The sequence below is a fragment of the Natrialba sp. INN-245 genome (assembly GCF_009807105.1).
In the GTDB taxonomy this organism is placed as follows: Archaea; Halobacteriota; Halobacteria; order Halobacteriales; family Natrialbaceae; genus Natrarchaeobius; species Natrarchaeobius swarupiae.
Genome location: NZ_WUBV01000026.1, coordinates 96,324 through 118,197, shown reverse-complemented (window position 1 = coordinate 118,197; position 21,874 = coordinate 96,324). Strand labels below are relative to the sequence as shown.

Genomic DNA, 21,874 nt, shown 5'->3' with positions numbered 1-21,874 from the left:
GGACAGATCGAAGACGAAATGGACCTTCAGATCGACGGAAACGCGGCACTGGTAACGGCATCCTCGAGCGGACTCGGAAAGGCATCGGCGACGGCGCTCGCCCGCGAAGGGGTAGACGTCGTGATCAACGGACGGGACGAGGATCGGCTCGCAACGGCGAGAGACGAGATCGCGGACGTCGCGACGGGTGACGTGGTCACACAGCAAGGTGATCTCACCGACGAAGACGACATCGCGGCGCTCGTCGAGACGACCGTCGACGAGTTCGGGGGACTCGACCACCTCGTGACGAGCGCCGGCGGACCGCCGTCGGGACCGTTTCTCGAGACCGACGACGAGGATTGGTATGCAGCATACGATCTGCTCGTGATGAGCGTCGTTCGTCTCGCACGCGAAGCCGAGCCCCACCTGCAGGAGGGAGAGGGCGGTACGATCGTCAACATCACCTCCCGGAGTGTAAAAGAGGCGATCGACAGCCTCGTGTTGTCGAACTCGGTTCGGATGAGCGTCATCGGCCTCGAGAAGACGCTCTCTCAGGAGTTCGCACCCGACGTGCGCGCAAATGCCGTCCTCCCTGGGCCGCACGAAACCGCACGGATCGAGGAACTCGTCGAGCAGGGTGTCGAGCGCGGCGAGCACGACTCCTACGAACAGGGGATCGAAGACGTCGCGGACAATCCGCTGGAACGGGTCGGCGATCCGATGGAACTGGGCGATACCGTCGCTTTCCTCTCCTCGCCCCGATCGGGATTCATCAACGGACAGAGCATCGTAATCGACGGCGGAACGACGGGGGCGAACCTATGAGTGCGTTCGTATCGCCCGGTAGAGACCGATGAAGTACCTCGCTCGCACCCTCGAGGGGCGTCCACTACTCGGGAGCGAGGACGGCTTCGTCCCGCTTTCTGCTGCGGATCCGGATCTCACGACGGCCATTGAGGCACTTTCGCGCGCGGCCGACGGTGGACTCCCCGATGTCGCCGACGCCCCGGCGGAGCCGGTCGACCGGGAGTCCATCCAGTTCGGCCCGCCGCTGGCCGAGTTCGGCAAACTCTGGGGTATCGGCCTCAACTACGCCGAACACGCCGGGGATCTCGACGAGGCACGGCCGGATGCACCCGCGAGTTTCTTCAAGCCGACGAGCGCCACCACCGGTCCGGGTGGCCCGATACGGCTCCCGCCAGTCGAACGGACCGACCGTGTCACGGCGGAGGCCGAACTCGCCGTCGTAATCGGTCGAACGTGTCGGGATCTCGATGATGGTGCGGTCGACGACGTAATCGCCGGCTACCTCCCCGTCCTCGATATGACCGCCGAGGACGTCCTCCAGCGAAACCCGCGCTTTCTGACGCGAGCGAAGAGCTTCGATTCGTTCCTCGTCGTCGGATCCGCGATCGCCGTCCCCGAAACGCCGCTCTCGCTCGAGGAGCTGTCGGTTAAGACGGTCGTCAACGAACGGGTCGTGGCGGAAAACCGGATCGGGAACATGCTGTTCCCGCCGCGAGAACTCGTCGCGTTTCACTCCAACGTCGCCACGCTCGAACCCGGCGACGTGTTCAGTACGGGGACGCCGGGTGCCGAACCGATCGAACCCGGCGACCACGCACGAGCGGCGGTCGAAACGATCGGTTCGGTCGAGGCACCGGTCGTTCGGTGACGAAGGTCACGCCGCCGCTTGAATTTCGAATATCTCCTCGTACAGACTCGCGGCGAGCTGATCGAGATCCGCCTCGGCCTCGCTTGCGTCCATGGAGTCGCCGACCCCCTGCCACTCGACGGAGAGGCGAGCGATCGGAACGAGCGCGACCCCGCCGATCGTAACGGTTCCGTTCGGTGTCCGAACCGTCCACTCGGTTCGCATCCCCTCGGAAGACCGCGTTACGTCCTCGATCTCCGCACCAGAACTGGCCCACCGTTCGACGAGGCCGTCGGTGATCCGGCGGAGCTTTCGTTCGCCGAGAACGTGGACGACGACGCCGATCGCCGCGAGGACGCCGAACGCTGCGACGGCGAACGCGACTCCACCGTACGGGACGTTCAACGACGCCGCGAGCGCGGCGGTGACCCCGACGAAGCCGAGAATTCGACTGTCGAAGGCGTTCGGGACCGTCCCGTTCCAGCCCATCTCCCTGGCGGGTTGCTCCAATTGCATGCTCACACGGGCCTCGGGACGGGACGCCGGTAGTTGTTCACCTGTCCAGGTGTGGACTTTATCCCGTACCGTCACTCGTACTCGAGCAGTTCATCGTCGCCGTGTCTCGAGCGCAGGTTCTCGAGATACGATCGCTGTTCCTCGAGTCTGGCGGTCGGTTCCTCGTACGTGTACTCGAACATCTCCCGCGGATCGGCTTCGGTGGACTCGGCTCGATCGATCACGGACGACAGCGTCCGTTCGATTTCGGCTTCGATCTCCTCGATCAGTTCGTCGTCGAGGATCCACCGGTCCCGCAGGTACGATTCGAATCGCGCGATCGGATCGCGCTCGCGCCACTCTTCGACTTCGGCTTCGTCACGGTAGACGGACGGATCGTCCGCCGTCGTGTGTGCGCCAAATCGGTACTGAACTGCCTCGATTAGCGTCGGCCGGAGCCGATCGGTGTCCGGATCGATCGCTTTCGTCCGGGCCACGTTCGTGACGACGTACGTCGCGAGCGGGTCCATCCCGTCGACCTGAACGCCGTCGAACCCGTACGCGTCGGCCTTCTGGGCGAACGTCGCGCTCGCGGTCTGGCGCTCCTGTGGAACGGAGATCGCCCACTGGTTGTTGTTACAAAAGAAGATCGTCGGCGTATCGACGACGCCGGCAAAGTTCATCGCCTCGTGGAAATCACCCTCCGACGTCGCGCCGTCGCCGAAGTGGACGACGGTGACGTTCTCCTGATCGTCGAGTTTTTCGGCCCACGACCAGCCGACGGCATGGGGAAGATGGCTCCCGATCGAAATGTTGAGTGGGAAGACACTCACGTCGGCGAGTGCGGCGTTTCCGTCCTCGTGACCCATCCAGTAGAGCAGATACTCCCACGGAAGGTCGCGAGCGACGACGGCTCCGTGTTCCCGGTACTGGTAGGAGATCGTATCGTCGGCCCCGAGGGCGTACGTCGATCCGATCTGGGACCCTTCCTGACCCGCAAGCGAGGCGTACGTCCCTATCCGGCCCTGTCGCTGGAGGCTGATAGCTCGCTCGTCGAACCGACGGGCAAAGCGCATGTCACGATACATCGAACGCAACGTCTCCGGCTCGAGTTCGGGCTCGAGTTCCGGCGCGACGACGTTTCCGTCGGCGTCGAGCACCCGAACCCTGTCGTCGGGTGCTCGATCGAAGAGATCGTCCTCGAGTACGTCCGGTGTCATACCTTCACTCTCGAACTCGTTCCACATAACAGTAGCTGTGCATGTACTACGGACGTTTAAATAGATAGCTTATCAAACATTATCTCGATAGTATTCAAATACTGCTATTTCTGACGCACGGTAGAGGAGAGAGAAGAAAGCAGCCATTATAAGCCTCAAAACACCATATATATCGATTTCTGGCGGTAATCGCAGACTTGTTACCAGCGCCCCAGTATTTAAATACACCGCCGTATAGATGCCCATACGGCTAATTTTATCCTCTCGCGGAATAATTGCGTCTAATAACCAAAATACTACAGATATGTATGTGAATCTGATTACTAGTGGTCAACGAGACGACCGTCTCACGGTCGAACGGTTTGCCAGAAGGATCGTGATCCAAAGATTTAGTATATATTACGAATTCGTACCGGTATGGCCACGAACGCGCTGTTGATCGGGGAACGCACCTTTCCATTTCACGCCATCGACGAGAAGGGTGACGAACTGGTCGATGCAGTCGGCGACGCCGCGGACGTAGAGATCACGACGGACCGAGATGTACTCGAGTCACTCGACGACTACGACGTCCTGATCGATTACATGACCGACAGCGAGTTGACCGCCGAACAGATCGATGGTCTGGTTTCGTTCGTCCGGAACGGTGGCGCATACGTCGGCGTCCACTGTGCGGCCGATCTAACGAGTACGGCCCCCTCAGACCCCGAGGACGTCGTGGACACGCGACCGGAACCCGATCCACGCCATCGCTCGTTACTCGGTGGGGAGTTTCTCGACCATCCGGCCCAGAGCGAGTTTCACGTGGACATCGTCTCCGATCATCCAGTCACAGCCGGCGTCGATTCCTTCGACGTCTACGACGAACCGTACCAGGTCGACGTCGGCGCCACCGTCGACGTGCTCGCGCGTATGGAACACTCTGAGTTAAAGAACTACCCCGTCGCCTGGGTTCGGACCGACGGAGACGGCCGCGTCTGCTACATCTCACTTGGACACACGGACGAAGCGCTTCGTAGTTCCGGCTTTCGACAGCTTCTGCGTAACGCGATTACGTGGGCGACCGACGGCTAACAGCGGCTCTCCGACACTCCACACCGCACGAAACCGGTCACCGTTCGGGACTCGTTATTCGTTTTTCGGTCTCGTCGGCCGAATCCAGGTCTTTCGTTCGAAGCGAATCACCCGTCTCCGCGTCGAAGAGATACACGTTGTCGTCGTCGAATCCAAGCAGGATATCGTCCCCGGCCGAGAGTCGGTGCTGACTGTCGACACGTGCTCTGATCTCTGCGTCGCCGACCTGGGCGTAGACCACGTTTTCGTCACCCATCGCCTCGACCACAGTTACCGTCACGTTGAACCCGCTTTCAGCGCCGACCACCAGATCCTCCGGCCGAATCCCGACGGTACACCGGTTCCGGTCGCCGAGGGCCTCCGCGATCGACGACGCCTCCGAATGATAGACGAAATCCGCGTCGCCGTTGAACGTCACTGTATCGCCGTCGCTCGAGACCGTCGCCTCGAGGAAGTTCATGCTCGGACTGCCGAGGAATCCAGCGACGAACTGGTTGGTCGGATTGCGGTAGACGTCCTCCGGCGGGCCACACTGCTGGAGTTCGCCGTCGTTGAGGACGGCGACCCGATCGCTCATCGCCATCGCCTCGGTCTGGTCGTGGGTGACGTAGACCGAGGTGATTCCGAGTTGTTGCTGGAGTTCCATGATCTCCTTTCGCATGCTGTCTCGGAGTTTGGCGTCGAGATTCGAGAGCGGTTCGTCGAGTAAGAACACCGATGGCTCCCGAATGATCGCACGACCGAGCGCCACACGTTGTTGTTGGCCTCCGGAGAGGTCACTCGGCTTCTTCGGAAGGAGATCCTCGATACCGAGCATTTCGGCCGTCTCTTCGACCATCGATGCGATCTCGCTTTCGGGAATGTCCGTCGAGAGACGGAGTCCAAAGCCGATGTTGTCCCGAACGCTCATGTGGGGATACAGCGCGTAGTCCTGGAACACCATCGCGATATCTCGGTCGCGGGCGCGCAGGTCAGTTACGTCTTCGTCTCCGAACTCGATCGTACCGGTGGTGACGTCCTCGAGACCGGCGATCATTCGCAACGTCGTCGTCTTCCCGCAACCACTCGGTCCGACGAACACGAGAAACTCACCCTCCTGGATCTCGAGGTCGATGTCGTTGACGGCACAGATCTCGCCCCCCTCCGAATCGTAAATCTTGTTCACACTGTCAAGTTCGATCGACGTCATCTATACACACATCCAGTCTCCTGGATAATGAATATACCGGAGACCAACCGAATGAATGCGGTGATCGGACCCTCATACGGATTGCGGTCCCGATTTCCCGGCACACGGGTCGACCGTTGCCGAAGCACTAGTGAACAGGAAACCGTATCACTCCCCGCCCTGGTCGAGTCAGTTCGACGTCCAAAAAATCGTCCGGAGTCGCGTGTCCGTTACGGCTGGTACGCGGTTCCGGCGAATCCTCTCACGAAGTACTTCTGCAGGAGCAAGAACAGTATCGTGATGGGGATGATCGCGAGCGCCGTAGCGACCATGATCTGATCGAAGTAGAGTCGGTGTTGACCGACGAGGCGCTCGATCGCCAGCGGAATGGTGAACAGTTCCTCGCTGGTGAGGACCACCAGCGGGTAGAGGAACGCGTTCCACTGGAACAGAAAGAGGATGACCGAGAGTGCGGCCAGCGCCGGTTTTACCGACGGCAACGCGATCCGATAGTAGAGTTGGAACTCGGAGGCGCCGTCGATCCGCGCGGAGTCGAGCCACGAGTCGGGAATCGACTTCATGCTCTGGCGCATGAGGAAGATACCGACCGGGTTCGCCGCGAACGGCAGGATGAGCGCGATGTGTGTATCGAGCAGACCGAAGTTCGCCATCAGGAGGAACAGCGGAATAATCATAATCTGGACCGGCAACACGACCGTCGCCAGGATGAAGTAGAAGAGGTACTCCTTGTAAGCGAACTCGTATTTCGCGAACGCGAAGCCCGCGAGCGAGCAGAGGAACAGCGAGAGGACGGTGTACACCGTCGCGACGAAGATGCTGTTCCAGATCGACAGCAGATACGGGAACCGATCGCGGAGATCCGCGAGGTTCTCGAAGAAGTGGGTTCCAGGGAGGAACCGCGGCGGGTACGTGAAGAACTGATCCTGTGGCAATGTCGCGCCGACGATCATCCAGTAAAACGGGACGAGCGTCAACACGATGACGATCAGAAGCGAGATGTAGACGCCGAACTGAACCGGCAGATCCGGTTTCTTGGATGCGACCGACATTAGTCTTCACCTCCAATTTTCATCTCGATGATCGACAGTGCCGTGACGACGCCGACGAGTACGTACGTGAGCGCGCTGGCGTAACCGAGGTTGAAGTAGACGAACGCCTGATCGTAGATGTAGTAGAGGATCGTGATCGTCGAGTTGCTCGGACCACCCTCGGTAATGATGAACGGCTCAGAGAACAGCTGCATCGAGCCGACCGTCGAGAGGACGATCACGAACAGCAACATCGGTTTGAGCTGTGGCACGGTCACGTACCGGAACTTCTGCCAAGCACTCGCGCCGTCGATTTCGGCCGCCTCGTAGAGCCGGCCGGGGATGTTCTGTAAGCCTGCAAAGAGGATCAACATGTTGTACCCCATCCAGCGCCAGTCGAGTGTGATCGCCAGCATGACACGTGCCCACCAGCGATCTGACTGCCAGGCGATCGGTTCGAACCCGACGAGTTGGATAACGTAGTTCGCGAGCCCGAACTGTTCGGAGAAGATCATCAGGAAGATCGTCGAGTACGCGACGAAGTTCGCGGAGACGGGAAGCGCGATCAGCGTGCGCTGCAGTCCCGAGAGCTTGATGAACGACGCGTTAAGCGCGAGCGCGACGCCAAGCGAAACCAGGACCATCAGCGGCATCTGGAACACGGTGATGATGACGGTGTTCCACATCGACAGCCAGAACAGTCCGTCACCGACCATCCGGGTATAGTTCTCGAGACCGACGAACTCGACGTTCGAGATGCGCGGAACTTCGACCGCGAACACACCCAGGTCGATCGCAAACAGGAATCCCTCTCCGACTCCGTGATACTCGAAGAACGAGAGGTAGAGCGTGTAGACGACAGGGAACGCTAAAAACACTGCAAAAAATATGAAGAATGGGAGGATGTACAGATACGGCACTCCCGGGAAGGAGGGGAGTGAATCACGAACGCGATTTCGAGCGATTCGCCCCTCCGTTCGAACCGCCTGTATACTACTGTGTTCTCGTATTGACATTGAATACCTGTTCAGGCGGTGTCGAGGCCGGTACGATCGGCGACGGCCTCCTGGGCCTGTGCACCGATCTCGTTGGGCGCTACGTTACCCTGGAGGACCTCTTCGAGTTGCGTTTCCATCTCGTCTAAGACCTCGGCGTGTTCTTCGTGGTATCGGAGCTCCGGAACTTCTTCGGCGACCTCGAGGATCAGTTCGTAGCTCTGGCCGTCGAAGTACTCCTGGGGCTCCTCCCAGAAGGAGTCGCTGTACGTTTCCTCGTTCGCGGGGAAGACGCCAGCTTCGGTTCCCAGCATCATACAGCGCTCGGTGTCGGTGAGGAAGAACTCCGCGAAGTCGTACGCTCGTGCGATCTCAGCGTCGTCGAGCTGACTCGCGAAGACGACGCTCGAGCCACCGTGGTTCGACGCTCGGGCGTCGCCGTCGTGGAGTGCCGGACAGCGATGCATTCCCCAGTTGCCGTCCTGCCCTTCGAGGGAATCTTCCAGCGCACCGGCCATCCAGGCGCCGGAGGTGACGGTCGCGTACCGATCGTCGTTGAGCGCCGCGAACCAGCTTTCGGTGAACTCGTCGGTTCTATCCATCACGTCGGCCTCGTAGAGGTCGAGCATGACCTCCGCGATCTCGGCCGTCGCGTCCGTGTCGATGTTGAGCGCACCGTCCTCGGTGTAGATCTGCTCGCCCTTCTGGCGGTAGAAGATCTCCCAGCGGATGCCGAGCATCTCCGGTGCCCACGAGAGAATGAACTGGTCGTCGTCGAGTTCCTCACCTAGATCGATGAGGTCGTAGTAGGTCTCGATGTCCCCGGGTGCGAAACCGGCCTGGTCGTACATGCTCCGATTGTAGAAGGTGACGACCGGCGCGGTGTCCATCGGGAGGCCGTAGATACCGTCGCCGTCGAAGCCTTCGATCGGCGCCCACTTCCAGTCGACGAAGACGTCCTCCGCGCCGTCGCTCATCATTCCGGAGATATCCGCGAGGCCACCGCGGGCGATCATCCCTGGCGTGTCACGGCCCTCCTGGATACCGATCGAGGGCGCGCCCTGGCCGGACGCCACGGCGGTGTTGTACTGGGAGATGTTCTCGTCGAAGCCCAGTTCCTCGATGTTGATCGAGACGCCGTCGTTCTCCGCGGTATATTCGTCGGCAGCGGCCTCCCACGCGGGAGGAAGCGTGCCGTGGGTCCAGACGTTGATTTCGTCGGCCATCTCGCCGTTACCGCCGTTGCCGCCGTTGCCGCCGTTACCACCATTGCCGCCGTTGCCACCGTTACCGCCGTTGTCGTCGGTACTGATACAACCGGCAATCAGTACTGTTCCTGCTCCCATCGATCCCAGCAGCTGTCGTCGCGACACTGGTGCCATACCATTACGTGACATACGAAAAAGATTGTGTGGGTTAACCCACTTAAACATTTCTAAAACGATCAATATCCTAACCAGGCAGGTGTAAATTTCTCGGACAAACTTGTGGTTTTAATCTAGCTTCGGCACCACCTGTTCGAATGGTCGAATGCGTGTTCGGACGCGTGTGTACACTGGGGGTCAATGTTCCAGGCGGACGTGTCGAGTACGAAAATATAAGTATTGCGCCTCGAAATGGACGACAATGCGTTCAGAATCGGATACGCCCGCGTTTAGAGATGGTGATATCGACCTTGAGACTCGCGTCGACGACCTCGTAGAGCGGATGACGCTCGCCGAGAAGGCCGGTCAGGTGACCGGGACGTGGGGTGGGAATTTTCGACACGAGAACGACGTCGACGATCTGAAGACGGCGATTTCCGAGGCACACATCGGGGCGGCTGCTCCGTTCGGCTGGGGGTCCGGGATCACGAGGGATCCCGCCGAAGCAGCCGCGATCGTCAACGAACTCCAGCGTCACGCGATGGATGAGACGCGACTGGGTATTCCGCTGTTGTTCAACGTCGATGCCGTCCACGGTCACGCCTACATTACCGGGGCGACGGTCTTTCCGAACGGACTCGGTGCCGCCGCGACCTGGGATCCCGAGGGCGTCGAGAAGGCCGCCTCGGTAACGGCGGGTGAAGTTCGGGCGACGGGCGCACACCAGAACTACGGCCCGACGACGGACGTCGCCCGCGACCCGCGGTGGGGACGGGCGTTCGAAACCTTCGGCGAGAGCCCACACCTCGTCGGCGAACTGGTCGCCGCGAAAGTTCGTGGCTATCAGGGATCGGGAGTCGGCGACCCCGAGGGCGTCGTCGCGACTGCGAAACATTTCCCGGCGTACAGTGAACCCGAACGCGGCGAAGACGCCGCACCCGTCGACGTCTCCGAGTACAAACTCCGGAACACGTTCGTCGCGCCCTTCGAGCGTGCACTCTCGGAGGACGTCCGCTCTGTCATGCCATCGTACAACTCGATCAACGGCGAGCCATCTCACGGCTCGGTCTCGCTCCTTCGGTCGTTGCTCCGCGACGAACTCGGATTCGACGGGCACGTCGTCTCCGACTGGGACGGCATTCGGCACATCTTCGAGGATCACGGGACGGCCCACAATCACGCGAGCGCCGTCAAACAGGCCCGACAGGCAGGTCTCGACATCGCCTCCGTCGGCCACATCGAGCACGCCGATCGTGTGATCGAACTGGTCGAGGACGGTGACCTGACCGAGGATGCACTCGATACGAGCGTTCGACGCGTGCTCCGCTTGAAGTTCGAACTCGGGCTGTTCGAGGAGCCGTTCGTCGACGAGGAGGCGGTCACGGAGACGCTCGGCAACGACGATCACCGCGAGGTCGCACGCCAGTCGGCGCGTGACAGCATGACGCTTCTGAAAAACGACGATCTCCTCCCGCTGTCCGGCGACGAGGACGTCTTCGTCGGCGGCCCAAACGCCGACGACATGGTCCACCAACTCGGCGGCTGGAGCGTCGACGACGACGACGGTATTCCCGGGGAGACGATCCTCGAGGCGATCTCGGCGTCGACGTCCGGAACCGTCACGCACGCCCAGGGGACGACGCTCAACGAGACGATGGACGTCGACGATGCCGTCGAGAAGGCAGCCGCGGCCGACGTGGCGGTTCTCGCACTCGGCGAAGGGTGGTACCTCCACGAGTTCGGCCCCGCCGAGCAGGCTGGCGTCGAAACCGGCGAGTGGCCGACCCGAACCGAACTCCGGCTCTCAGCGCCACAGCGTGAACTCGTTCAGCGAGTACACGAAACCGACACCCCGGTCGTCGGCGTGCTCGTCACCGGCCGCCCACTCGTCGTCGACTGGATGGCCGAACACGTCCCCGCGATCCTCATGGCGTACTTCCCGGGGACCGAAGGCGGCGTCGCGATTGCGGAGACGCTGTTCGGCGAGAACGATCCAAGCGGTCGGCTTCCGATCACGATCCCGAGTTCGACCGATGCGCTCCCGCAGACGTTCGACCATCTGGTCCACCCGACTCCGATCGGCGACCACGAACACCCTGACTCGTACGATCCGCTGTATCCGTTCGGCCACGGCCTCAGCTACACGACGTTCGAGACCGACGACCTCGCCGTCGCGTACGATACCGACGCCGACGCGGTTACCGTCGAGGTCGACGTCTCCAACGTCGGGGATCGAACTGGAACGGAGATCGTCCAGATCTACGCGCGCCAGCTCCAGGCGTCCCGCGTTCGACCAAACCGCTCGCTCGTCGGCTTCGACCGCGTGACCGTAGAGCCGGGTGAGACCGTGAGGGCGACCGTCGAGCTACCGACGGCCGCCTTCGAGTACCACGTCCCGAACGTCGGCACCGTCCTCGAGCCGGGTCCGTACCGAATCGACGTCGACGCCCACTCCGAGACCGTCGAGTTGCCCGAGGACGCATAAGCCTCCGCCGACACCCCGAGGACGTATAAGACTCCGCCGGCGAAGCGAACCATTATCTAACTACCACCACAGATGGTAGCCCATGGATCGAAGCAGGCTTCGCACGGCGCTCGAAGAAGGGGGGTTGACCTCCTATCAGACCGACGCCTATCTGACCCTGTTGGATCGTGGTATGGCCTCCGTGACGGAAGTCGCGAACAACTCCTCGATCCCGTCCTCACAGATCTACGACGTGCTTCGTGCCCTCGAGGACAAGGGGTACATCGAGACGCTCGAGCAGGATACGCTCCACGCACGCCCGGTCGATCCCGAACACGTCCTGGAGGATCTGCGCGAGCGCGGATCGCTGCTGGTCGAGGCGGCCGACGAGATCGAAGAGCGCTGGCAACGGCCGGAGATGAGCGACCACTACATGACCGTGTTCAAAAGCGAGGATACGGTCGTGAGACGTGCCAAAGAACAGATCGACGAGGCCGAGATCGGCATCGAAGTCGCGTGCCAGATCGAACAGTTCGAGCGGTTGAAACCCAACCTGAAGGCCGCTAAAGAACGGGGAGTTGTCATCAAGATCGTCGTCTACTGCCCGAACGATCCCAGCGAGCTGTTCGAAGAGAATCTGGAGCCGTACGCCTCGGAGGTGCGGGCGTGTTACATTCCCGGGCCGTTCGTCGCCGTTATCGATCACACGAAGACGTGTTATACGCCAAATATGCGACCCAGCGAACCGTTCGGGCTCGTCTTCGACGATCCGCTCCTCTCGTTTATCTTTCACTGGTTCTTCCAGATCTGTCAGTGGGCGATCTGGGAGCCGATCCTCCCGCGCCACGATCCACCGACGTCGTACGTGAGTATTCAGGGGTTCATCCGCGACATCGGGCCGCTCTTTCTGGAGGGAACGACTCTCGAGATTAGCGTCGAGGGAATCGTTCCCGAGACGGGCGAGGACCGAACGATTTCCGGGACCATCACCGAGGTCGTCTATCCGGGCCGGTACCGCAACGAGTTGCCGACGTACGAACGCCTCGGCGGCAAGGCGGCGATGGCCGTCACGACGTCGGAGGGGACGTACACCATCGGCGGGTGGGGTGCGGTGTTCGAAGACCTCGCTGCGAAGGTGATTACCCTCGAGAACATCACCCTCCCCCATCGCTTGACCGAATAACCCGATCTCGTTCGATCGATTTCGTTCTGCGGGCCGCGGTCAATTCGTTTCCAGGACTTCGTGTTCGGTGTAGTCGTCCGTCTTGACCACGCCGAAGGGAGAGATCGGCTCGCCAATCCCGGTATTCGACGGAACCCGGATGAATGGATATTATATAGTGGAGATGGTAGGAGATTATATACGGACAAAATCTGTGAAAACACCGGACTTGAAGCACCCAAAAATATTGTCTATCCATCATGTAGTCTCCAAAATAACCTAAAAAAGATATGTTCTTATCAATACCATAGATGGGTGGTATTGACACAAAGTACAGATACAAGACGTTATAAGCCAGTATAACCACAATGAGCCACACTAGTGATTATACTTCTAAAATACTATTTCCTATTGATTAAATCAACTATCGAATGTTTCCCCGAACACAAATTTACAAAAGTATGTCCGTAATCTGCCGGTCGACATCTCATCCACCAAGGACGTTTGACGAGACCCGTGTGCTTTAAATCTGTACTATTGTAAATCATCCAGTGTATCGTCGATCACAGCCAATCCTCCCGCTCAGTGCGGTCGGGGGGTGCGTGTTTATTCCGGTGCGTACATATAAGTAGTATGAGTGCAAATCGTCATCAGCTGACGATCGGGATCGTCGGGTTAGGGACCCACGGGACGAATCACACGCAGGCGCTCAGGGAACTGGGACACGACCTGGTCGGTACCGACGCGGACCCAACTATCCGCACAGAGTTCGAAGATCAGTTCGGCGCGGAAACCGTCGAACACCCATCGACTCTCTTCGAAGAAGCGATCGACGCCTACACGTTCGATGGTGAACGGGTGTTCTCCCGCAAAGAATCAATCTCGATCGATACTCAGGCGAGTCGCGCCGTGACGGTGGTTCCGGACGACGCGTTCGGCGACGTCCCCCCCGAGTCGGTGTTCGTCAGAACCGAGTTCCACCCGGTCGACGACGTCGAGAGCTACCCCGACTTCGCCTTCTTCGAGTCGGTCAAACACCTCGAACTGCCAGAACCCGAGATCACCGTCGACGTCGAGGGTACCGACGTCGTTCTCGAGACCACCGACGCGGCGCTGTTCCTCGCCGTCGACGACTCGCTGCTCTCGGGGCACTTCTCTGATAACTACGTCCACCCCACCCCCGGAAGCCCGTTCGACTCTCCTTCCAGGGAGCGGCCAGCGAGAGCGAACTCGAGGAGGCGGTGTCGGTTCGAAGCCTTGAATCGACGTACTGAGCGCGAGCACGGATCGCGTGGGTTATCTGCAGGTCGTGTCCGACCGTTTCCTGTAACTATCGACGACGCCTCCCACGGAGAAACGGCGATTCCGTTCGGACGTGGGCAACAACGGATTACGGAACGCACCGACCTCAACCGAGTACGATTGAACCGAACGGTGGCGACGAGGCCACCGATCTGGGGTAACGAGAACCTCGGACGACATCCTCGAGAGGCTATCGCGGTCGCTGCCGAAACGAGTGACATGACTGATCGGTCGAGGAGCGTGCGACGGTGGATCGAAATACCTACGTGAAGTGTCTTTTGTACCGGTACATAATAGCGATTCTACATTTTTATGGGACCTCTGTCCGGCCTTTCACACCACTCAGTCGGATATCAACCAATGGCAAAACAGTTATATTATTCACTAAATTTATAGATCAATCGGGCAGAACGAGGTCGTCGCTGGCTCGGATCCACTGTGGAGAACGTATCTGCTGGCGGTCCCGACCGGTCGTTACTCGAGCAGGCCCTTTATGTATCCGACGGCGAAGATCTTGCCGGTGATGTGGTAGCCGGGGATCGAGTTATCCTCGCCTTCCATCGTGGGGACGTGGTCGGGTCGGATGGGGCCGTCGAAGCCGACCTCGCGGTAGGCGTCGATGGCGGCCTGCATGTCGGTCGGCCCCTCGTCGTGCCACGTCTCGACGAAGGCGTCGCCGTCGCCGTCGACGTCGCGGAAGTGAACGAAGGTGATCCGGTCGCCGAAGTGACGGATCGTCTCCGGCACGTCGACGCCCATCGCCGCGAAGTTCCCCTGACAGAACGTCAGGCCGTTGTACGGCGAGTCGACGATATCGAGCACACGGTCGTACGCCTCCACGCTGTTGATGATCCTGGGCATGCCTCGAACCTCCTCGCACGGTGGGTCGTCCGGGTGGAGACCGAGTTTGACGCCCGCCTCCTCGGCGACGGGAACGACGCGCTCGAGGAAGTACTCGAGGTTCTCCCAGAGATCCTCGGCAGTCGTCGTCTCGGCCGCGGCCGGCGTCGGACCCCGACGCATCAGGTCGTCGTCGTAGGAGGTCGTCAGTGAGCCGCCGCGGGCGGGCGTCGTCGTCGACGTCCGGGCCCACCGGAGTCCGGCCATCCAGTCGTAACAGACGACCTCGACGCCGAGTTCGCCGAGATTTCGAAGCAAGGTACAGAACTCTTCGATCTCCTCGTCTCGGCCCTCGAGTGCGAGTCGCGTCTTGTCCGTCACCGGGACGCTCCCTTCGAACGCGGCGGGTTCGATCCCGTGGTCGCGATACCGGGAAATCAACGGCATGAGTTCGTCGTAACTCGAGGGGCGGCTCCCGTCACCGATCTCGAGGGAGTGAAAGACGGCGTGGTCGACGCCGGCCTGTTTCGCGAGTTTCCACCGTTCGTCGGGTTCGGGGGGGGAGTACGAGTGCGATGTCCATCGTTGTGACTCGAGAATTACCCCGTCGTCTCTTATGCTTTTCTTCGTTGCGTCGCGAAGCTGAACACACGTCTGCAGGATCGATAGCTATTCCTTTCGAACGGCCGAACCTCGAGCCATGCCACTCGAACGCATCGCGGTCACCGGCGGAAACGGGAAGATCGGCGAAGCGATCCTCGCGGAGTTCGCCGAGCACGGGTACGAGACGGTAAACATCGCACGAGGGAAACGCCGGGAGGACGTCTCCGACGAGTTCCGCTCGACGGACCTGCTCGATGCGGGCGAGACGTACGGTTCGATCGCCCGCAGCGATGCCGACGCAGTCGTTCACATGGGAACGATTCCGGGACCGACGAACCACCCCGGATTCCGAACGTACGAGAGCAACGTGATGTCGGCCTACCACGTCCTCGAGGCGGGCCACGAACTCGGTCTCGAGTCGGTCGTTCTCCCCTCGAGCATCAACGCGATGGGCGCAGCCTACCAGGGGGCTCCGACCGACGTCCGGTATCTCCCCGTCGACGAGGATCACCCGCTGACCCCGCGAGATCCCTACGCGACGAGCAAGCACACAATGGAGGTCACCGCCGACGGCTTCGGCCGCCTTCCCGACGCCCCGACCATCTCGTCGCTTCGGTATCCGTGGGTCGCCACCGACGACGAACTCCGCGAAGAGTTCGCCGAAGCGGACCGCTCACTCGCGGGACTCGAGGACGCCTGGCACCACACGACCCGCGACGTCGTCTTCTCGTATCTTCACATCGACGACGCGGCGTCGATCGCTCGACTCGCCGCCGAGGGCGAGTTCGACGGTCACGAGACCTTCTGGGCGGTCGCCACAGACACCTCGGCCGACGTTTCCTCCGAGCGACTGGCCGAGGAGTACTTCCCCGACGCGTCGATCGAATCACCCCTCGAGGGCCACGAAACCCTCATCAGCGTCGATAAAGCCGAGGAACGACTGGGCTGGACGCCCGAGCGAAGTTGGCGGGAGCTGTAACGAGACGGAGAGTCGACGGCGTCATCCGGGTGTTTGCCGAGCGGCCGACGACACTCACCAGGTTTATCACCACCGGTACCCGTTTTCGAGGTATGGTTCAGACCGCGATTCAGTTGTACTCGCTTCGTGACATCGACGCCTCGCTCCCCGAGGTTCTCGACCTCGTCGGCGACACCAGCTTTGACGGTGTGGAGTTCGCCCACCGCGTCGGATCCGACGACGTCGACGTCGATGCCGTCCTCGAGGCGCTCGAGCGCAACGGCCTCGAGTCGGTGGCGGCCCACGTCGGACTCGAGGCCCTAGCGGAGGAATACGAGGCAATGACGGAACTGTACGAGACGCTGGGCTGTGAGACGCTCGTCGTGCCGTGGCTCGATCCTGAACAGTTCGCCTCCGAAGATGCGGTCGCGGACACGGCCGGTCGTCTCGAGCGGGTCGCCACCGATCTCGCCGAGGACGGGTTCGACCTCCACTATCACAACCACGACCAGGAGTTCGTCAGCCTCGGCGAGGGAACTGCGATGGACGAACTGCTCGCGCGAGCGCCGACTGTCGGCTTCGAAATTGACCTCGGCTGGGCGCGTGCGGCCGGGGCCGACCCCGTCGAGGTCGTCGACGAACACGCCGATCGGATCTCCTATGCTCACTTCGCTGACGCCGACGCCGAGACGATGGCCTGTGTCGAACTCGGCGACGGCGACCTCGACGTCGAGGCCGCACTCGAGGCGGTCCGACGTGCCGACGTCGAGTGGTACGTCTACGAGCACGACGAGCCCGACACACCCCGGGAGTCACTCGCCCACGGTGCCGAGACGCTCGACTCTTTCAGGTGAGTCGAGCCGCGAGCGAAGAGCAGAGATGTTCGAAGCGGACCGAGGGTCGCGGTCGCCCGTCGGTTCGCCGGTAGGGAGGCGACGGCTGTCATACGGTTTACTGTCCGTCAGTACCGCCGTGTCCGGGACCCGCTTTGCGGGAGCGGCGGGACACAGGGACAGCAATCCGTATCAGTCGTCTGTGGGCTCGGGCGAGAGCGCACCCGATTCGATCATCTCCTCGAAGGGGTTGTCGTCGATCTCGAGCGGGAGGTCGACCCGGCCGCGCCGGCGGACCGACTCGTATCCCGCAAAGAGGATTTCGGCCGTGTTCAATCCGATCCGACCGCTGAGGACCGGCTCGTCGCCGGAATCAAGCGAGTCTACCAGATGTTCGACGAGTCGGTCGTGGAAGAACGATCCGAGTCGATTGGCCGGTTCCGAGCCCGCGTTGTGGATGTTCTCGCCGTCGACGTCGATCGCCTCGCGCTGGCCGCCGCACTCGAGTTCGAGCATCGGTCCGCCGTCGACGTCGATCCGAACGGTGCCTTCGGTACCGCGCAGGACGAACGCGCTGTCGATCAGTTCGGTCCGCCTGCCGGTACTCGAGACGGCGTGGACGCCGTTGTCGTACGCCCACTGTGCCCACATCTGGTTTTCCTGATGCGCGCCGAATCGCACGTCCTCTTCCCGATAGTCGAGTTGTGCGATAACCCACTCGGCGGGGCGGTCGCCAGCGAACATGCCCGCGAGATCGACCGAGTGGGCGCCCGTATCGTAAAAGTCACCCCAGCCGATCTCGATCCGGGAGAGGTCGCCAATCTCGCCTTCCTCCAGGAGACGGTTGGCTTCGGTGAACGGCTTCGCGAACCGCCGCTGTCGGTTGAACGTTAGTTGAGTGTCGTACCGCCAGCAGGCCTGGACCATCCGCTGGGCGCTCGCCCAGGTGTGGGCCATCGGTTTCTCGCAGTTGATCGCCCGGACTGCGTCGTGTTTTGCACAGCCGACGACGATCGCCTCGTGGATCGCGGGCGGAACGGCGATGCTGACGATATCCGGACCGACCGCCTCGAGCATCCGCTCGTACTCCTCGAAGACGTTCTCCGCGGGCACGTCGAACGCGTCGGCGAACGCGTCGCCGTTCTCGGGAACGACGTCTGCACACGCGACGACGCGGCACCGATCGTGATTTCGATACGCTTCCGCGTGGCGATACCCCATCGCGAAGCCGTCGACCGTCGGATTCGACGGATCCGGCCCCGTACCGATGATAGCTACTGTATACTCGCTCATTCGTCTTCGATATCATTTCGTAACGCCGAAAATAGTGCTTTCGGTTGGACATCGATCCTCCTGGTCACAAACCTTTATGCGAGTATAGCGACCCAGAACGAACATGCTCGAGACGACGTGGACGGGGCGGAGGTCGGCGATCCGATGAGTATGTCGCCGAGAGAACGGTTCTGGGACGTCCTCTGTGAGTACCGGCCGTTTCTCCACCTACTTTTGCTGTTTACGACGGTGCTTTTGGTGTTGACGGTGATCGCGATGGCGATGGGCGATCAGCAGACGGACGCCTACGTTATCTCGATCGTGACGATCGCGATTCTCGTCGCGACGATCGTCGCGATCAGCTACTGCGTCTGGCGATGTGGAGCGATGACGAACGACCAGTCGTGAGACGGTCGCCGTTCCGAGACGGTGCCGGTCGGACGCAAGCCCGATCGAACGCGAGAGGCTGCACGTGGTCGGGCGAACAGCTTATACTATCGGACAACGGTCAGTGACGATTGTCGACCTCCCGTTCGGTCGACAACCTGTGACCCGGTTTGTCCGGCAGTATTATCAGTTCGACGCAGAAACGACGAACCATGGCCGAACAGAACGCAGGGACGAAAGAACTCCTGGACGCGGTACAGGACGATCCGACGGCAATCGACCTCGAACTCGCCGAGGAACTACTCGAGGCCGAGGGCGCAAGCGGGCGAGCGACTGCGCTACAGGCGATCTCGGTGATCGCGACCGAAGAGCCCGATCGCGTTCTCGAGTACACCGACCGCGTCGTCGAACTCCTCGACGACGACGTTCTCTCCGTTCGGAGCACGGCGGCACTGGCACTGACGTCGCTCGCTCGAAACCGGCCGGACGCGGTCGTCCCCGCCGTTCCGTCGCTCGTCGATATTCTCGGGGCGGAACCGCCGCTATTTCGGTTTCGCGCCGCGGGTGCGCTCGCGTCGCTGACGGCCGACCACCCCGACGCGTTCGTCGAACACACCGACCACCTATTCGAGTTGCTGCTCGATGGCCCGACGTTCGACGACGATCCACGAGCGATCGCGACGTCCGAGGAACTCTCTCCCGAGGAGAAACAACGGACGCTCTCGACTCTGGCGGGTCGTTCGAGCGAGTGGAAACGGGCGCGGACGCGTTCGAACGCGACGCGAGAGGTCGTCGCGAACGTGCTCGTCGAAGTCGCCCGGGTCGCCCCCGAGGAAATCGAATCGCGTCTCGATCGCGTCCTCGAGATGCTCTCGGACGACGATGCGGCCGTCCGCGGCGCGGGAGTCGAGATGGTTCGACACGTCGCCGAAGACGATCCGGACGCAGCCGAGGACGCGATCGATCCGCTGCTGGCGTTGCTCGACGACGTCGAGTTCGTTCGTGCCCGGGCGATCCGTGCACTCGGGTATGCCGAGGCGGGGCCGGCGATCGAACCGCTCCGAGAGATCGCGTCGACGGATTCGAACGACGACATCGCGAACCTGGCAGCGGATACAGCCGACTGGCTCGGCGAAAACAGCTAATTAGGTGCAGGACGACCCACCGCCAGAGAGCGATGCGGACCTTCCTGATAAATATGAGGTGATAACAGGAAGCTTTATATGATTCGAATATTCATAGTGAACTGTATGGCAGATTATGACACGATAGTGTCTCGACGAGAGATTCTTGCCGTCACGGGGGCAGCAGGTGCAGCAGCGCTCGCAGGTTGTTCGGACGACGCTTCCGGAGGCGGAGGGAACGGTGGAAATGGCGGAGACGGTACGACGGACCCAGGAGAGGACGTTCCGGATCACGCCGACGTCTACTTCCAGACGGCCGACGGCGAACACCAGGTCAGCGACTTCCAGTTCAACCCGCATCAGTGGGGCGGCTACTCCCACATTTCGTTTGCCCTCTACGCGGAGTGGGCAAACTACATCATCGACCAGGGAGAGTACTACCCACACGCGGTAGCGGACTGGGAGGTCACCGATACCACGATGACACTTCACATCAGCGACGAGTTCACGTGGGGCAACGGTGACGACATCACCGCCGACGACTTCATGATGCAACTCGAGCTCGGCGAGGCGATGGACGACTCGTTGTACGACTTCGTCGACGAGGTCGAGGTCGTCGACGACTACACGATCGAAATTACGTACCCGGAGGGGACGAACCAGGATATCATCGAGCACGTCGTCCTCGACCGCGATCTCGACCATCCGCCGGCCGACTGGGGAGACCTTCACGAAGCCTACCTGGACGGCGAGGACGTCACGGACGACCTGTTCGGTCACGAAGTCGAGGAGCCAACCCCCTCGGGATTCGTCGACCTCACGGAACTGGGCGAACAACAGGCGACGTTCGACGTCAGAGAGGACAGCCCGGTCGCCGACAACGTCAACTGGAACGGCTACCAGGTGGGGTACCGCTCGGGCAACGAAGCGTTCCACCAGTCGTTTGCGACCGGCGAACTCGACGGCGTCCACAGCCTCTTCGCCGGGCCCGGTGCCCTCCAGCAGTTCCCCGATACGCTCGAGCAGGTCCAGGTTCCCGGTGGTTTCGGGCTAGGAATGGTGTTCAACTACGATCACGAACACTTCGGCGAACGCGAGGTCCGGCAGGCGTTTGCCTACGCCATCGACTCGGAGACGGCGATTCTGTCGGTCGGTGCGGACTCCAAGATGGAGTTCCCCGTCCAAGGGGGACTCACGGTTCCGGCGACCCATGAGTGGCTCGACACTGACGAGTACAAGAGCTACGATCAAGACGTCTCCCGAACCGAGGAACTCCTCCAGGAGGCTGGATTCGAGCGAAACGACGACGACATCTGGGAACGCGACGGATCCGAACTCGAGGTCGATATCATCGTTCCCGCCGGCTGGAGCGACTGGGTGACACCGACCAGTACGATCGTCGACCAGCTCTCCCAGGCCGGCTTCGCCGCAGAACTCAACTCCCAGGATCAAGGTGTCTGGCAGGAGAACCTCTCGTCAGGTAATTTCTCCGTCGCCGCGTACGGACATACCGAGGGCGGAAACGCCTCGATGAACCATCCCTACTTCTCGTTCACCTGGAAGCTCGAGAATCGGGATCACGGCTCGCCGAACTTCTTTAGCTTCCCCGAAGACGAGGCGATCACGGTTCCCGACGGGGACGGTGGCGAAATCAGTGTCAATCCGCGTGAAGAACTGTCCGCGATCGCAAACACAAACGACGACGCGGAGCTACACGAGAGTGTCGGACGGCTCGCCCGGCTGTTCAACGAGGATCTCCCGATGTTGCTCATCGACGAGAAGTTCGAGCAGTCGTTCCTGAGCCGCGACGGGTGGCAGTTCCCCGCCCAGGAAGAGTCCCAACATTTCCAGGCGTTCTGGCCGCTGTACTGGCTAGCCAAACAGGACGAACTAAAGGCGACGACTGCAGCCAACGACTAACTTCGACA

General features: G+C 61.2%; 20 protein-coding genes. 11 read left to right on the top strand and 9 right to left on the bottom strand.

From position 1 onward, the window contains the following. The first annotated feature begins 18 nt into the window (after positions 1-18). Both GRS80_RS09045 and GRS80_RS09040 read left to right on the top strand, forming a co-directional pair. A complete protein-coding gene (locus GRS80_RS09045) occupies positions 19-807 on the top strand; it encodes an SDR family oxidoreductase (RefSeq protein ID WP_160047252.1) in 789 nt (262 codons plus the stop codon). A 28-nt stretch (positions 808-835) separates the two neighbouring features. Beyond that, positions 836-1,657 carry a fumarylacetoacetate hydrolase family protein gene (locus GRS80_RS09040; RefSeq protein WP_160047251.1) on the top strand — a complete coding sequence of 274 codons (822 nt, stop codon included), beginning with the start codon at positions 836-838 and terminating at the stop codon, positions 1,655-1,657. Positions 1,658-1,663: 6 nt separating this feature from the next. Here the strand turns inward: GRS80_RS09040 and GRS80_RS09035 are convergent, their stop codons facing one another. The 3 genes from GRS80_RS09035 to GRS80_RS09025 form a co-directional block, all read right to left on the bottom strand. Continuing rightward, a complete protein-coding gene (locus GRS80_RS09035) occupies positions 1,664-2,152 on the bottom strand; it encodes a hypothetical protein (RefSeq protein WP_160047250.1) in 489 nt (162 codons plus the stop codon). A gap of 71 nt (positions 2,153-2,223) precedes the next feature. After that, the gene (gene pdhA, locus GRS80_RS09030) at positions 2,224-3,351 is read right to left on the bottom strand and encodes a pyruvate dehydrogenase (acetyl-transferring) E1 component subunit alpha (RefSeq protein WP_160047249.1); all 1,128 of its coding nucleotides are present in this window, start codon (positions 3,349-3,351) and stop codon (positions 2,224-2,226) included. A gap of 72 nt (positions 3,352-3,423) precedes the next feature. After that, a complete protein-coding gene (locus GRS80_RS09025; protein ID WP_160047247.1) occupies positions 3,424-3,597 on the bottom strand; it encodes a hypothetical protein in 174 nt (57 codons plus the stop codon). A gap of 171 nt (positions 3,598-3,768) precedes the next feature. Here GRS80_RS09025 and GRS80_RS09020 point away from each other — a divergent pair, with 171 nt between their 5' ends. Beyond that, complete coding sequence (locus tag GRS80_RS09020; RefSeq protein ID WP_160047246.1) at positions 3,769-4,425, top strand: ThuA domain-containing protein; 657 nt, start codon at positions 3,769-3,771, stop codon at positions 4,423-4,425. 37 nt (positions 4,426-4,462) lie between these two features. On the opposite strand, the gene GRS80_RS09015 is transcribed toward GRS80_RS09020, so the two are convergent. The 4 genes from GRS80_RS09015 to GRS80_RS09000 form a co-directional block, all read right to left on the bottom strand. Further along, positions 4,463-5,614 (bottom strand): ABC transporter ATP-binding protein, encoded by a 1,152-nt coding sequence (locus GRS80_RS09015; RefSeq protein ID WP_160047245.1) that lies wholly within the window; start codon positions 5,612-5,614, stop codon positions 4,463-4,465. Positions 5,615-5,823: 209 nt separating this feature from the next. Then, complete coding sequence (locus GRS80_RS09010) at positions 5,824-6,663, bottom strand: carbohydrate ABC transporter permease (protein ID WP_160047244.1); 840 nt, start codon at positions 6,661-6,663, stop codon at positions 5,824-5,826. Beyond that, positions 6,663-7,520, bottom strand: coding sequence for a sugar ABC transporter permease (locus GRS80_RS09005; protein ID WP_200840357.1), 858 nt, complete (start codon positions 7,518-7,520; stop codon positions 6,663-6,665). The genes GRS80_RS09010 and GRS80_RS09005 overlap by 1 nt, the downstream gene beginning before the upstream one ends. Before the next feature lie 149 nt (positions 7,521-7,669). Beyond that, positions 7,670-8,983: an extracellular solute-binding protein gene (locus tag GRS80_RS09000; RefSeq protein WP_160047243.1), complete on the bottom strand. Its 1,314-nt coding sequence runs from the start codon at positions 8,981-8,983 to the stop codon at positions 7,670-7,672. 280 nt (positions 8,984-9,263) lie between these two features. Here GRS80_RS09000 and GRS80_RS08995 point away from each other — a divergent pair, with 280 nt between their 5' ends. The 3 genes from GRS80_RS08995 (at position 9,264) to GRS80_RS08985 (ending at position 14,199) form a co-directional block, all read left to right on the top strand. Next, positions 9,264-11,486 (top strand): glycoside hydrolase family 3 N-terminal domain-containing protein, encoded by a 2,223-nt coding sequence (locus GRS80_RS08995; protein ID WP_200840356.1) that lies wholly within the window; start codon positions 9,264-9,266, stop codon positions 11,484-11,486. 82 nt (positions 11,487-11,568) lie between these two features. Then, positions 11,569-12,648 (top strand): TrmB family transcriptional regulator, encoded by a 1,080-nt coding sequence (locus GRS80_RS08990; protein WP_160047242.1) that lies wholly within the window; start codon positions 11,569-11,571, stop codon positions 12,646-12,648. Between the two features lie 612 nt (positions 12,649-13,260). Continuing rightward, positions 13,261-14,199 (top strand): glycoside hydrolase family 2 protein, encoded by a 939-nt coding sequence (locus GRS80_RS08985; protein ID WP_160047241.1) that lies wholly within the window; start codon positions 13,261-13,263, stop codon positions 14,197-14,199. A 204-nt stretch (positions 14,200-14,403) separates the two neighbouring features. On the opposite strand, the gene GRS80_RS08980 is transcribed toward GRS80_RS08985, so the two are convergent. Then, the gene (locus GRS80_RS08980) at positions 14,404-15,369 is read right to left on the bottom strand and encodes a mannonate dehydratase (RefSeq protein WP_343161516.1); all 966 of its coding nucleotides are present in this window, start codon (positions 15,367-15,369) and stop codon (positions 14,404-14,406) included. A 100-nt stretch (positions 15,370-15,469) separates the two neighbouring features. Between GRS80_RS08980 and GRS80_RS08975 the strand changes: the two genes are divergently transcribed. Together GRS80_RS08975 and GRS80_RS08970 are read left to right on the top strand one after the other, a co-directional pair. Then, positions 15,470-16,351 (top strand): NAD(P)-dependent oxidoreductase, encoded by an 882-nt coding sequence (locus tag GRS80_RS08975; protein WP_160047240.1) that lies wholly within the window; start codon positions 15,470-15,472, stop codon positions 16,349-16,351. A gap of 92 nt (positions 16,352-16,443) precedes the next feature. After that, on the top strand, positions 16,444-17,184 hold the full coding sequence (locus tag GRS80_RS08970) for a sugar phosphate isomerase/epimerase (RefSeq protein ID WP_160047239.1): 741 nt from the start codon (positions 16,444-16,446) through the stop codon (positions 17,182-17,184). A gap of 171 nt (positions 17,185-17,355) precedes the next feature. Here GRS80_RS08970 and GRS80_RS08965 read toward each other — a convergent pair whose 3' ends face one another. Next, entirely contained in the window at positions 17,356-18,456 is a 1,101-nt protein-coding gene (locus GRS80_RS08965; RefSeq protein ID WP_200840355.1) for a Gfo/Idh/MocA family oxidoreductase, read from the bottom strand. Positions 18,457-18,600: 144 nt separating this feature from the next. On the opposite strand from GRS80_RS08965, the gene GRS80_RS08960 reads away from it, so the two are divergent. The 3 genes from GRS80_RS08960 to GRS80_RS08950 all read left to right on the top strand — a co-directional run bounded on the left by GRS80_RS08960 (position 18,601) and on the right by GRS80_RS08950 (position 21,866). Further along, entirely contained in the window at positions 18,601-18,843 is a 243-nt protein-coding gene (locus tag GRS80_RS08960) for a hypothetical protein (RefSeq protein WP_160047238.1), read from the top strand. A 191-nt stretch (positions 18,844-19,034) separates the two neighbouring features. Beyond that, positions 19,035-19,967 carry a hypothetical protein gene (locus GRS80_RS08955; protein WP_160047237.1) on the top strand — a complete coding sequence of 311 codons (933 nt, stop codon included), beginning with the start codon at positions 19,035-19,037 and terminating at the stop codon, positions 19,965-19,967. A gap of 105 nt (positions 19,968-20,072) precedes the next feature. Next, positions 20,073-21,866 (top strand): ABC transporter substrate-binding protein, encoded by a 1,794-nt coding sequence (locus GRS80_RS08950; RefSeq protein WP_160047236.1) that lies wholly within the window; start codon positions 20,073-20,075, stop codon positions 21,864-21,866. Positions 21,867-21,874: the final 8 nt, after the last annotated feature.